General features: G+C 64.0%; 13 protein-coding genes and 1 pseudogene. 10 read left to right on the forward strand and 4 right to left on the reverse strand.

The window, feature by feature from the left end; all coding sequences use genetic code 11:
- Both BMY90_RS17430 and BMY90_RS10620 read left to right on the forward strand, forming a co-directional pair.
- Positions 1-108, forward strand: a pseudogene (locus BMY90_RS17430) (transposase); the annotation flags it as partial.
- A gap of 505 nt (positions 109-613) precedes the next feature.
- Positions 614-1120, forward strand: a complete 507-nt coding sequence (locus tag BMY90_RS10620) for a Slp family lipoprotein (protein ID WP_092703872.1) — start codon at positions 614-616, stop codon at positions 1118-1120.
- A 12-nt stretch (positions 1121-1132) separates the two neighbouring features.
- Here BMY90_RS10620 and BMY90_RS10625 read toward each other — a convergent pair whose 3' ends face one another.
- Both BMY90_RS10625 and BMY90_RS10630 read right to left on the reverse strand, forming a co-directional pair.
- Complete coding sequence (locus BMY90_RS10625) at positions 1133-1528, reverse strand: VOC family protein (protein ID WP_008214154.1); 396 nt, start codon at positions 1526-1528, stop codon at positions 1133-1135.
- Between the two features lie 77 nt (positions 1529-1605).
- Complete coding sequence (locus BMY90_RS10630; RefSeq protein ID WP_092703874.1) at positions 1606-2343, reverse strand: helix-turn-helix domain-containing protein; 738 nt, start codon at positions 2341-2343, stop codon at positions 1606-1608.
- Positions 2344-2426: 83 nt separating this feature from the next.
- Between BMY90_RS10630 and BMY90_RS10635 the strand changes: the two genes are divergently transcribed.
- The 3 genes from BMY90_RS10635 (at position 2427) to BMY90_RS10645 (ending at position 4860) form a co-directional block, all read left to right on the forward strand.
- On the forward strand, positions 2427-3335 hold the full coding sequence (locus BMY90_RS10635) for a cation diffusion facilitator family transporter (RefSeq protein WP_092703876.1): 909 nt from the start codon (positions 2427-2429) through the stop codon (positions 3333-3335).
- Positions 3336-3477: 142 nt separating this feature from the next.
- Positions 3478-4023, forward strand: a complete 546-nt coding sequence (locus BMY90_RS10640) for a DUF2058 domain-containing protein (RefSeq protein ID WP_092703878.1) — start codon at positions 3478-3480, stop codon at positions 4021-4023.
- 159 nt (positions 4024-4182) lie between these two features.
- Positions 4183-4860 (forward strand): type 1 glutamine amidotransferase domain-containing protein, encoded by a 678-nt coding sequence (locus tag BMY90_RS10645; RefSeq protein WP_092703880.1) that lies wholly within the window; start codon positions 4183-4185, stop codon positions 4858-4860.
- A gap of 46 nt (positions 4861-4906) precedes the next feature.
- Here BMY90_RS10645 and BMY90_RS10650 read toward each other — a convergent pair whose 3' ends face one another.
- Positions 4907-5299, reverse strand: a complete 393-nt coding sequence (locus BMY90_RS10650; protein WP_008214146.1) for a VOC family protein — start codon at positions 5297-5299, stop codon at positions 4907-4909.
- On the reverse strand, positions 5296-5694 hold the full coding sequence (locus tag BMY90_RS10655; protein ID WP_092704068.1) for an MmcQ/YjbR family DNA-binding protein: 399 nt from the start codon (positions 5692-5694) through the stop codon (positions 5296-5298). The genes BMY90_RS10650 and BMY90_RS10655 overlap by 4 nt, the downstream gene beginning before the upstream one ends.
- 211 nt (positions 5695-5905) lie before the next feature.
- On the opposite strand from BMY90_RS10655, the gene BMY90_RS10660 reads away from it, so the two are divergent.
- The 5 genes from BMY90_RS10660 to BMY90_RS10685 all read left to right on the forward strand — a co-directional run bounded on the left by BMY90_RS10660 (position 5906) and on the right by BMY90_RS10685 (position 12431).
- Positions 5906-6514, forward strand: coding sequence for a GNAT family N-acetyltransferase (locus tag BMY90_RS10660; RefSeq protein WP_008214142.1), 609 nt, complete (start codon positions 5906-5908; stop codon positions 6512-6514).
- A gap of 254 nt (positions 6515-6768) precedes the next feature.
- Complete coding sequence (gene mfd, locus BMY90_RS10665; protein ID WP_092704070.1) at positions 6769-10233, forward strand: transcription-repair coupling factor; 3465 nt, start codon at positions 6769-6771, stop codon at positions 10231-10233.
- A gap of 167 nt (positions 10234-10400) precedes the next feature.
- Positions 10401-11117: a class I SAM-dependent methyltransferase gene (locus BMY90_RS10670; RefSeq protein WP_092703882.1), complete on the forward strand. Its 717-nt coding sequence runs from the start codon at positions 10401-10403 to the stop codon at positions 11115-11117.
- Between the two features lie 436 nt (positions 11118-11553).
- Positions 11554-11892: a hypothetical protein gene (locus BMY90_RS10680; RefSeq protein WP_092703885.1), complete on the forward strand. Its 339-nt coding sequence runs from the start codon at positions 11554-11556 to the stop codon at positions 11890-11892.
- Positions 11893-12113: 221 nt separating this feature from the next.
- Entirely contained in the window at positions 12114-12431 is a 318-nt protein-coding gene (locus tag BMY90_RS10685; protein WP_037100874.1) for a hypothetical protein, read from the forward strand.
- The last annotated feature ends 42 nt before the right edge of the window (positions 12432-12473 follow it).

Genomic DNA, 12473 nt, shown 5'->3' on the forward strand with positions numbered 1-12473 from the left:
CGCGCTGGAACATCGAGCTCTTCTTCAAGTGGATCAAGCAACACCTGCGGTTACGGCGCTTCCTCGGTCGCAGCGAGAGAGCGGTGAAGATCCAGATCCTCACCGCCCTGGTGGCCTATCTGCTGGTGGCGCTGGCCCATCGCGCCAGCACCTCGGCCACCACGCTGTGGCTCTTTCTTGCCGAGCTCCGCGCCGGCTTGTTCCAACGCCCGGTCAGCGCGGTGCCGGGACGTAGACGCGACCGGCGACGAAAGACCGTCCACCCCGGCGAACCGTGGCAACCCGGGCTGTTCGCATGAGTCCGCTCGACATGAGACTGAACGAGTCGGGGACTAGCGAATTTATTCCGGACAGCAGTGAGCTCTCGCCGGGATGACGCGCAACATCAGATCTTCCCCGACGCTGGCCACGCTCAGCACGGACGGACTCTTTTGGCTGTGCTTCACCTCCGACCAGCAAGTACGTTGACTTCACCGCCCCCAAAGCCCCGGCCCTCCACGGCCATTTTCCGCGTACGCTTGCTGTCGCAAGCCACGCCCTGTATGAACGGGGTTTCAGGGGCGAACACCGTCCCTGGAACGACACCAGAGACCCACACGCCTGGAGCATCCTCATGCGCATCGCCATCCGACTCGCCGTGCTCGCCCCGCTGGTTGCGCTGTTGCTGGCCGCGTGCGCACCCGCCCCGATCTATCAGACACCACCCGGAACCGTGGCCGCCACGCCCATGCAGGTGGCGCAGACACCCGAACGCTACGCGCGCGCCAATGTCATCTGGGGCGGCACGGTGGTGTCGGTAAAAAATCTCACCAACGATACCGAGATCGAGGTACTGGCCTTTCCGCTGGACTCCTCGCAGCGCCCGCGCCTGAAGGGCAACGCCGCCGGCCGCTTCATCGCCGTGCTGCCCGGTTACGTGGAGTCACTGAATTATCCGCAGGGTTCGCCCATTACCGTCAGTGGCACGCTCAACGGCAGCCGCGCCGGCACCGTCGGCCAGGCCCCTTACGTGTTCCCGTTGGTGAAGGTCACGCAGTCGCATCGCTGGACCGCCGACGAGATGCAGCGCGGCCACCCGAACATCCATTTCGGCGTAGGCATGGGCGTCGGTATTCGCTGACGCCCTGGCCGCTCAGTGGCTGAACTGTGCGAAGGTGACGAAGTGCCCACCAGGCTCGCGGTAGACGATCTCGGTGGCTCCATAGAAGGTCTCGTGACGTGGCGACACCACTTCGCAGCCTTCCAGCGCAGCGGCCAGCGCATCGATGTCCGCCACCTCCACGAACAGATAGCTGCGGTCACCCTTCCACTCCATCCCGTGCGCATGCGGATCAGCCGCCAGAGCAGCCGTGGTCTGGTACATCAGCTCGATGCCGCCGCTGGCCAGCGCCACGAAGGCCGGACCGTCTTCACCGGGCACCTCCATGGTCACCTCGAAACCAAGCCGGTCGCGCCAGAACGCCAGGCTGGGCGCGATGGCGGGCACGTACAACACCGGGGTAGCCTTGCGGCAGGATTGGTCAGGCATGGGCATTTTCCTCGAAACATGGAGCGCCAAGCATGCCCGCTTTCACCCAGGTCGTATTGAACGAATGCGTCAGGCGCTCAGCACCAGCGCCCTGGAGTGACCCCGGCGAAACGGCGAAACTCGCGCACGAAATGTGCCTGGTCGCTATAGCCGGCTGCCAGCGCCACCTCCGCGGCGCCTGCATGGTGGAATTCCAACAGGTGCCTGGCCCGTTCGAAGCGGAGATAGCACAAGTGCTGGCGCGGACTCACACCCAGGCTTTCGATAAAGCGCCGCTGCAGGCTCCGCACGCCAAGGCCAGTTCGCCGCGACAGTTCAGCCACCGTGGGCAACACTTCCACGTGTCGCAATGCGTGCAGCAAGGCCGTGGCCCCATCTCCGGCATGACCATCCAATGTCGCAATCAGGCTGGCATCAGCGAGCGCGCAGCGCGTGGAAAAATCCGGTGCATCACGCCATGCCTCCAGCGGCGGCTGCCAGTATCGTGCCGGCAACGCATCCAGTTCCGCCACCCGGTCCACCAGCAGGCTCAGTGGCGCCCCCAGCAACGGAAACAGGCCACCCGATGCAAAGCGGATGCCGAACAGGCGCTGCGTCGAGCCAGTCGACACCAGTACCGCGTGCGTCATCGTGCCCACCCATCGCGCCTGCACCGTGCCAGCCGTGAAATCGCAGATCAGGTCGGCGCAACCGTCCGGCAACACTCGATACATTCCACCTGCGTCCGTCTCGTTCTGCTCAATGCACCAGTACGCCGCAACCATGTGGCGCAAAGGCAAGGCTGGCGGGGATTCGCAGTAGCTCATGACATGCATGGTGCCCTATGCATGGGCGAGACGCCACGCAGGCAGATTCACGCCGACTACAATACGTCGCCACTCCCGATCCGAGAGCCTGCATGTCCGGCCACGCCAATTCGCTGAAGGCGATCTTCCTCGCCCTGGGCGCGAACTTCGCCATCTTCGTCTCCAAGGCGGTCGCTGCCTTCATCACCGGCTCCGGTGCGATGCTGGCCGAGGCGATCCATTCGCTTGCCGATTGCGGCAACCAGGGGCTGCTGCTGCTCGGCATGCGCCAGGCGAAGCGACCGCCGTCCGACGACTACCCGCTGGGTTGGGGCCGTGCACTGTACTTCTGGTCATTCCTGGTGGCGTTGCTGCTGTTCAGCGTGGGCGGCCTGTTTTCCATCTACGAAGGGGTACACAAACTCAGCCACCCCGAGCCGCTGAAGTGGCCATGGCTGGCGCTGGGCGTGCTGGCCTTCGGCATCGTCGCGGAAAGTTTTTCCATGCACGGCTGCCTGCAGGAAGTGAACAAGGCCCGCGGCGAACGAAGCCTGTGGCGCTGGTTCCGGGAAACGCGCTCGAGCGAATTGCTGGTGATCTTCGGCGAGGATTTCGCCGCTCTGATCGGCCTGTGCCTGGCCACGCTGGCCGTCGGCGCCACCATGCTCACCGGCAATTTGCTGTTCGACGCACTGGGCACCATCGCCATCGGCGTGTTGCTGGTGGTGATCGCGATTGCCGTGGCCATCGAAGTGAAGGCCTTGCTGATCGGCCAGGGCGTGGAACCCGCCCGCCGTGCCGAACTGCACGCCTTCCTCGAAGGTCGCCCTGAAGTGGCCGAGGTGCTGAACCTGATCACCGTGCAAATGGGCCCGGACGTGATGGTGGCCGTCAAGGCACGCATGCAGCCGGCCGCCAGCGACCGCACCCTGATCGACGCGATCAATACCGTCGAGCGCGCGATGAAAGCCGAATTCGGCGATGTGCGCTGGAGTTTCTTCGAACCTGACGTGGCGGACTGACGCGACAGCTCACCCCGGTCGCAGGCCACACCGACCCGCATCGATCGTTCACCGATGCGGGAGCCCCATCGTTCGTTGTCGACTGAGCCGGGCCCGGCCCCGTTACAATCACCGTCAAGCCAACTCGCTCAACCAACACGTCATGCCTACGCGCAATCCCCTGCAGGAACAACTTCTCAAGGCTGGCCTGGTCAAGAAGAACCAGGTCGCCCAGGTCGCGCGCGAGCAGGCGAAGAAACACCAGGGCAAGGGACCGGCAGCGCCCACCGCCGAGCAGTTGGACGTGCAGCGGCTGCAGGCCGAAAAGGCCGAGCGCGACCGCGCGATTGCCGCGGAACGCAATGCGCAGGCGCGTGCCAACGAGCTGCGTGCGCAGATCCACCAGATCGTCGAGGCGCACAAGGTGAAGCGTGCGGGCGAGATCGCCTACCGCTTTGCCGACGGCGACAAGATTAAGGACGTGCTGGTGAACGAACCGCTGCGCGCGCAGCTGTCCACTGGCACGCTGGTGATCGTGCGCCATGGCGACGGATACGAATTGCTGCCGCGCCCCGCCGCCGACAAGGTGGCCGAACGCGATGCATCCATGATCGTGCTCGACCATCGCCGCAGCGACGCCGGCAGCGGCAACGACGCGGACGACGAGTATTACAAGCAATTCGAAGTACCCGACGATCTGATCTGGTAAACCGGCGCAGCATCACGGCGCCGACATCCCGAATGGGCGGCGGCCCACTCGGCATTGCATCCGGCTGTACTGCAACTGATCGACGATCCCGGCCTGCCCACGTGCTGAACACGCGCACGGGAATAGGCTTCGGTTCCCCCTGCCCCATCGGAGATCCCCATGAAAATTCTCGTGGTGCTTACCTCGCACGACCAACTCGGCGACACCGGCAAGAAGACCGGTTTTTGGCTGGAAGAATTCGCCGCGCCCTACTACGCATTCAAGGATGCCGGCGCCGACATCACGCTGGCCTCGCCGCGCGGCGGGCAGCCACCGCTGGACCCCAAGAGCGACGACCCTTCCGCGCAAACCGACGCCACCCGCCGCTTCAAGGCCAACAAGGCAGCGCAAGCGCTGCTGGCCAGCACGCACAAACTGCAGGACATGAAAGCGGGCGATTTCGACGCGGTGTTCTACCCGGGTGGCCACGGTCCGCTGTGGGACCTGGCCGAAGACGCCGACTCGATCGCCTTGATTCAATCCACGCTGGCCGCCGGCAAGCCGGTGGCCGCGGTCTGCCACGCGCCGGGTGTATTGCGCCATGTGAAATCAGCCGATGGCCAGCCGCTGGTGCAGGGCAAGTCAGTCACCGGTTTCACCAACTCCGAAGAGGAAGCGGTAGGCCTGACCGGGATCGTGCCGTTCCTGGTGGAAGACATGCTGAAAAACAATGGCGGCCATTACAGCAAAAGCGGCGACTGGCAACCGCATGTGGTCAGCGACGGCTTGCTGATCACCGGACAGAATCCGGCGTCCTCCGAACCTGTCGCGCAGGCATTGCTGAAAATGCTGGGCTGAGCACGCAGCGCCCGCGAAACCGTCGGCGGCATCGCGGGCGCATCGATCACCCGGCCGGCTGCAGCAAATCCCAGCCGTTGCCGTACAGATCCTCGAATACCGCCACGGTGCCGTAGGCCTCGTGGCGCGGTTCCTCGCGGAAATGCACGCCCGCGTCGCGCATGCGCTGCCAGTCACGCTGGAAGTCGTCGGTGTGCAGCAGCAGAAACACCCGGCCACCGGTCTGGTTACCGACGCGCGACGCTTGTTCGTCACCCTTGGCCTTGGCCAGCAGCAGACGCGTTTCGCGGGAACCGGGCGGCGCCAGCAACACCCAGCGCTTGTCGCCGCCCATGTCGGTGTCTTCGATCAGTTCGAAACCGAGAGTATTCGTGTACCAGGCAATCGCCTCGTCGTAATCGGCCACCAGCAATGCCAGTGCGCTCAGGTGTTGCGTCATGATTTGCCTTTCAGTGTGGGTAAGGGGCCGAGTTCGGCCTGCAGCTTCTTCGTCAGCTTCGCGCGCACCGTGATGTAGGCATCCAGCAGCAGCGCCTGCAGCTCGGTGGTGGCGAAGCGCGACGGCTCGGTGACGGAAACCCAGCGCGCCCGCGCCAGATACGGCGCCGGGATGATACCGGGCTGATCGGTCAGTTCGAGGAAGCGCTCGTCCGCCACCTTGAATGCCAGGCGGCCGCCTTCGCGACCATCTTCGTGGGTCATCACGAACATCTTGCCGCCGACGCTGAAGACCAGGTTGTCGCCCCACTTGATGTCCCGGGTGACACCCGGCCAGCGGCCGCAAAGCGCTTCCAGTTGGGACGGGTCGAGACCGTGGCGGGGCTTGCCGGCCATGCGGGATTCCTGCATCAAGGGGAAGCGCGATTGTGCCCCGCTCCGGCTTGCAAGCCACACCGTGAATTTGCGGTGCCGCAACATCCACGGACCGAAGCAATCCGGCCATTGAGCTACCAAACCAGCCACAGGTCCATGATCTGTGTCATTGCATATTCATGCTGCATCGCACACAATACGCGCAAGTACGGAACCTGAATCCGAGCACGCCATGATCCCTGCCATCGACTTTTCCACCCCGTATAGCCATGCGTCACTGCCTCCGCGCAGCCGCGAACGCTTCGGCCGCCCCCGGGTGGTGCCAACAGCCTCCGGTGGCGAAGAGGTACGTACGCGCGATGATCGCGAGCTGGTGCTGCGCGCCATCGAACCCGGCGATGTGGCGGCCATGCAGCGTTGCTTCACCCGCTTGTCGCCGGAGGATGTGCGACGTCGTTTCCTGCACGCCATGTCCGAACTGTCGACGCCGATGGCGCAGCGGCTGTGCCGCATCGATCCGGCCATCGAAACCGCCTATGTGTTGATGGACGAATCGGCCACGCCGGCGGAAATGCGTGGCGTGGGCCGCATCTATGTCGATGAAGCTCTCGCCAGCGCCGAATTCTCGGTGCTGGTGGAGCAGAGCTGGAGCCGTCGCGGCCTCGGCGCGCTGCTGATGCAGCGGCTGGTGAACGACTGCCGCCGCCGCGGGCTGGCCGAGCTGTGGGGCTACGTGCTGATGGAAAACCGGCCGATGCTGGAGCTCTGCCGCGAGCTGGGCTTCACCCAGCGAATGATCCCCGACGAGCCCGGCACGGCGTTGATCCGGCTGGTGCTGTAAGGCTTCAGCCTTTGTCTCCCTCTCCCCTGCGGGGAGAGGGCTGGGTGAGGGGCGGGTCTTGCCCCAAGCCTTCCAGATCGGGCCTTTCAGAAAAACTGCCTGGATCAAATCTCCTCGCGAACTGGCCCCTCACCTTGAGCCTCTTCCCTTCGGGGAGAGGCAGAAAACCGGTCCGCCCGCGCCATCGCGTTACACTTGCCCGCTTTCCCCGGCGCGGCTTTGACGGCCGCGCCATGAGTCAAGCGCACGCCATCATGTCCAGCCCGATCAAGCACCCGCCCCTGCCCACCACGCCCAAGCAGCGCCGTTACTGGGCGCCGCCGCACGGCTCCGCGCGGGCGTTGCTGATTGCCGAGGCGGCGCGTTCGCACGACGGCCTGCTGGTAGCGGTCACGCGCGACACCCAGCGTGCTTCGGCGCTGGAAGACGAGCTGCGCATCTTCGCCGGCAACCTGCCGGTGCTGCACTTCCCGGACTGGGAAACCCTGCCCTACGACGCGTTCAGCCCGCACCCGCAAATCGTCTCGCAACGCATCGCCACGCTGTACCGCCTGCCCGACGTGAAGCACGGCGTGCTGGTGGTGCCGATGACCACGCTGATGCAACGCATCGCACCGCGCTCGCACATCACCGGTTCCGGGCTGGTGGTATCGAAAGGACAGAAATACGACCTGGCCGCCGAGCAACGCCGGCTGGAGGCCAGTGGCTATCGCCACGTGCCGCAGGTGGCCGAGCCGGGCGACTTCGCCGTGCGCGGCGCGCTGATCGACATCTTCCCGATGGGCACCGTCGAACCGTATCGGATCGAACTGTTTGACGATGAAGTGGAATCCATCCGCAGCTTCGATCCGGAAACCCAGCGCTCGCAGCAACAGGTGGACAAGGTCGACCTGCTGCCCGCGCGCGAATTCCCGCTGACCGAGCAGGCCGCGAAGGAATTCCGCGACAACCTGCGCGAACGCTTCCCCATCGACGTGCGCCGCTGCCCGCTCTACCAGGACATGAAGGAAGGCGTGACGCCGGGCGGCATCGAGTATTACCTGCCGCTGTTCTTCGAACACACCGCGACCTTGTTCGACTACCTCGCCAACGATGCGCTGTTCGTGCTGGGCGAAGGTACCGGCGAGGCCAGCGAGGCATTCTGGACACAGACCGCCGAACGCTACGACCAGCGTGCACACGACATCGAACGCCCGGTGTTGCCCCCGGCCGAGCTGTACCTGTCGCCCGAGCAATTGCGCGAGCAATTGAACAAGCGCCTGCGCGTGGAAGTGGTGGACGCCGGCCACGAGCACGCCGTGGCCAGCGGCACGCAACCAGCCCCCGAACTGCCGCTCAACCGCAAGGGCGAGGAACCCGGCACTTCGCTGCGCCATTTCCTCGAAAGCTACCCGGGCCGCGTGCTGATTGCCGCCGATTCGGCCGGCCGGCGCGAAGCGCTGATCGAAACGCTGGCCAGTGCGGGGCTGAAGCCCGAAAACGTTGAAGGCTGGCCGGCGTTTCTCCTCCCCCTGCACGCAGGGGAGGGAGTCAGATTCGCCATCACCATCGCCTCGCTCGAACAGGGTTTCGCTCTCACCAAGCCTGCGCTCACCGTACTCACCGAACGCGAGCTGTTCGGCGAGCGCGTACGCACCGAGCGACGCAAGCGGCGCGGCGCGGCGCGCGACCCCGAAAGCATCATCCGCGACCTCACCGAACTCTCGGAAGGCTCGCCGATCGTGCACGTCGACCATGGCGTGGGCCGCTACCACGGCTTGGTGTCGATGGAACTGGGTGGCATGGAAGGCGAGTTCCTGATCATCGAATACGCCAAGGGCGACAAGCTCTACGTGCCGGTGGCGCAGCTCGGCCTGGTCAGCCGCTACAGCGGCACGGCACCGGAACTGGCGCCGCTGCATTCGCTGGGCGGCGATGCGTGGGAACGCGCGCGCAAGAAGGCCGCCGAGAAGGTGCGCGACGTGGCGGCCGAACTGCTGGCCATCTACGCGCAACGCGAGGCACGCGGTGGCCAGGCCATGCCGATCGACCGCCAGTTGGTGGAGGAATTCGGCGCCAGCTTCCCGTTCGAGGAAACCCCCGACCAGGAACAGGCCATCGATGCCGTGCTCGCCGACCTGGCCGCACCGCGCGCGATGGACCGCGTGATCTGCGGCGACGTCGGCTTCGGCAAGACCGAAGTGGCCCTGCGTGCCGCCTTCGCCACCGCCACCGCGGGCAAGCAGGTGGCCGTGCTGGTGCCCACCACCCTGCTCGCCCAGCAGCATTACAGCAACTTCGCCGACCGCTTCGCCGACTGGCCGGTGAAGGTGGACGTGCTGTCGCGTTTCCGTTCGTCCAAGGAAGTAAACGAGGCACTGAAGCGGCTCGCCGACGGCCAGATCGACGTGATCGTGGGCACCCACAAGCTGCTGCAGTCGGATATCAAGTTCAAGAACCTCGGCCTGGTGGTGGTGGACGAGGAGCAGCGCTTCGGTGTGCGCCAGAAGGAACAACTGAAGAAACTGCGCGCCGAGGTGGACTTGCTCACCATGACCGCCACGCCGATCCCGCGCACGCTGAACATGGCGATGAGCGGCCTGCGCGATCTGTCGCTGATCACCACCCCGCCGGCGCACCGCATGGCGGTACGCACCTTCATTTCCGCATGGGACCCGGCGACCATCCGCGAAGCATTCCAGCGCGAGCTGCAGCGCGGCGGCCAGGTGTTCTTCCTGCACAACGAGGTGCAGACCATCGAGCGCACCCTGCGCGAACTGGAAGAACTGGTACCCGATGCGCGCATCGGCGTGGCGCACGGACAGATGGCCGAGCGCGAACTGGAAAAGGTGATGGCGGATTTCCACCGCCAGCGCTTCAACGTGCTGGTGTGCACCACCATCATCGAAACCGGCATCGACATCCCCACCGCCAACACCATCATCATCAACCGCGCCGACCGCTTCGGCCTGGCCCAGCTGCACCAGTTGCGCGGCCGCGTGGGCCGTTCGCACCACCGCGCCTATGCCTATCTGATCGTGCCGGATCGCAAGTCGATCACCGCCGATGCCGAGAAGCGCCTGGAAGCACTGGCCTCGCTGGAAGAACTCGGCGCCGGCTTCACCCTCGCCACGCACGACCTGGAAATCCGCGGTGCGGGCGAACTGCTGGGCGACGAGCAATCCGGCCAGATCCAGGAGATCGGCTTCGGCCTCTACACCGAGCTGCTCGACCGCGCCGTGCGCGCGCTGAAGAGCGGCAAGGTGCCCGACTTCGACCTGACGAGCGAGCACGAGACGGAGGTGGAACTGCACCTGCCCGCGCTGATTCCGGATGATTACCTGCCCGACGTGCACGCGCGCTTGACCCTGTACAAGCGCATCGCCAGCGCCCGCAACGACGACCACCTGCGCGACCTGCAAGTGGAAATGATCGACCGCTTCGGCCTGCTGCCCGAGCCGACCAAAACCCTGTTCGCGCTATCCAGCCTCAAGCTGATGGCCACGCCACTCGGCATCCGCAAACTCGACTTCGGTGCCAACGGCGGCCGCATCACTTTCCGCGAAAAACCGGAAGTCGACCCGATGGCCATCATCAAACTGGTCCAGCGTCTGCCACGCGTCTACAAGCTGGAAGGCCAGGACAAGTTGCGCATCACCCTCGACCTGCCCGGTGCCACCGAACGCATCCGCAGCGCCCAGGAAGTGCTGGTATTGCTGGGTGCGCGACGACCGGGTTAGAAAGCGAGGAGTGAGTGGAGAGGAGTGAGAAGTGAGAGAAGTGCTGCGTTTCCGCTTTCTCTATCTCCTCACTCCCATTCACTCAGTCGTCGCTTATCCATGACAGCTGTCAGTGGCGCCCACGCCACTGCGCCCGGACAATCGCCTCGTTCACGGGAGAATGCGATATGCCGGGGAAACCCCAATTCGGTATCGATGCGCCTGCGCTTGTGCTCGGCTTCGCCATTGGCGGCCCGGCGCTGATCGCGCTCAGTTTCGCCGGTTTCCTCGCCCCGGCCCAGCCGTTGGTGTGGACGATGCGCTACACCGGCGCGATCCTGATCGCCGAAGCCGTCCTGATGACGCTGAGCAGCCTGTACGGCAAGCGCACGCAGTTGCGCCGGATGATCACCTCGCTCGCACTGCGCGGCGACGAACACGTGCTGGACGTGGGTTGCGGACGCGGCATGCTGCTGCTTGAAGCGGCACGCCACCTGCCACGAGGCCGCGCCACCGGACTGGACCTGTGGAGCACTCGCGACCAGAGCGGCAACGCCGCCGACGCGACCACACGCAATGCCGCACTGGCCGGCTTGGCCGAGCGCGTGCAGATCGATACCGGCGACATGCGCCGCATGCCCTACCCCGATGCCAGCTTCGACGTGATCGTCTCCAGCCTCGCCATCCACAACCTGCCCACGCAAACCGACCGCGAGCAAGCCGTGCGCGAGATCGCGCGCGTGCTGAAACCCGGTGGCCGCGTCGCCCTGCTCGACTTCCGCCACACCGCCGACTACGCCCACACCCTGCGCGCCAACGGTCTGGCCGACGCTCGCCGCGATGGACCAGGATTCCTGATGTTCCCATGGACATGGGTCGTGCGCGGGCACAAGGGCGAAGGCTGAGCCTCAGCGATCCAGCGGATTCAACACGCACTGTTCGCCACGATTGAGCACATGGGTGCAGACCTGCGCCGCACATGGACGTACCAATGCCGCGGGCGCTGTTTGCCATCAGCCAGAATGAATCGCCAGATTTAATCCACGCAAACGCGTTCCGTATGCAAGTTGTAATGCTTCAAGCGCAACCGTGCCCGCACCTGATCCAGCAACCGCGGCGTTGTCGGCCCCGTTACACCCTCACTTTCGCCCCGATAACTCATACCACCCCAAACGTCGCTGATAACAACGACAGCATGCTTGCTCACCAGCCCAAGAGCATCCACGCAAAGCCATGATTTAGTGTAGGAATCCGCCGCTTGTGCGGTCAGGATGGGCGCGACATACTCGGCGCAACACCCCACTTTTAGGGCCTACTAAGCGTTAGGCAACAGGGGACGCCATGAATACTCTTCGCATGATTTGGCTCGCAACAATCGTTCTCGGCATTGGCGTAGAAGTCATCCTGCTTTCACTTCAAGCTGAAGCGTTGCGCCGCTATGGGCACAGCAGCTTTTGGCTACTTATAGTTGGTAGCGCATGTGCCGCCGTCTATGCGGCGATCGGAGCCATCCCTTACTTCATCACCCTCAGCGCAGCAGCGCTTACCAACCTTCTAAGTATCGGGCTGGCATTTGCCTTAGTCGGCGTCATATTTGGTGTGTGGGGCACTTTGTCGCTATTTCGTCGATTTGGGCAGCTTCATCGGGTATCAATTGGTGTAAGCGACGAGGCTGCCTAAGGATGTTCTGATTTTGCCCGTCATCCCAGCGAGGCGCTTTTCAACGGCCGAAGGGCCGGTCAAGCTGGGATCCAGTGTCTATAGGCCATTGAAAGCAAAGACGCTGGATTCCTGCTTTCGCAGGAAGGACGGGAAAAAGCAGATTGATCAGGCCTTCCCTAACTCGTTCAAGGCGCTCAATTCCAGCGTTGGGCCAGTCTAGACGTCACAAAGGTTGATGCATGGAACTGACGAATTTCGACCAATACCAGGATCTCTGTGGCGAGTTCCAAACTCAGTGGGTCGCGCTCCTACGTGACACTCTGCGAAAACACGGAATCCCGGACCGCTCCGCAAAATCAATTTGCGGTGACTTTAGCTTCGATTTATCTATGCTGTTCGATCAGGGCGAGCTCGAATATAAAGGTACCGCGTACCGCCCAGTTGTCGCGTTCACGGACGACGATGAAAGTGCAAAAGTAGTTCTTCGCACAGATGGTCCTCAGTTTCACGAGTACGCCTTCGGTACAACGGCTGACGCCTATGATCTTGATGCATAAATCACCTGTTTTTGGCGCACCGCATTGTGCAGACTGTGTTGC

Origin of the sequence: Rhodanobacter glycinis (assembly GCF_900114325.1) — a bacterium.
Lineage (GTDB): Bacteria > Pseudomonadota > Gammaproteobacteria > Xanthomonadales > Rhodanobacteraceae > Rhodanobacter_A > Rhodanobacter_A glycinis.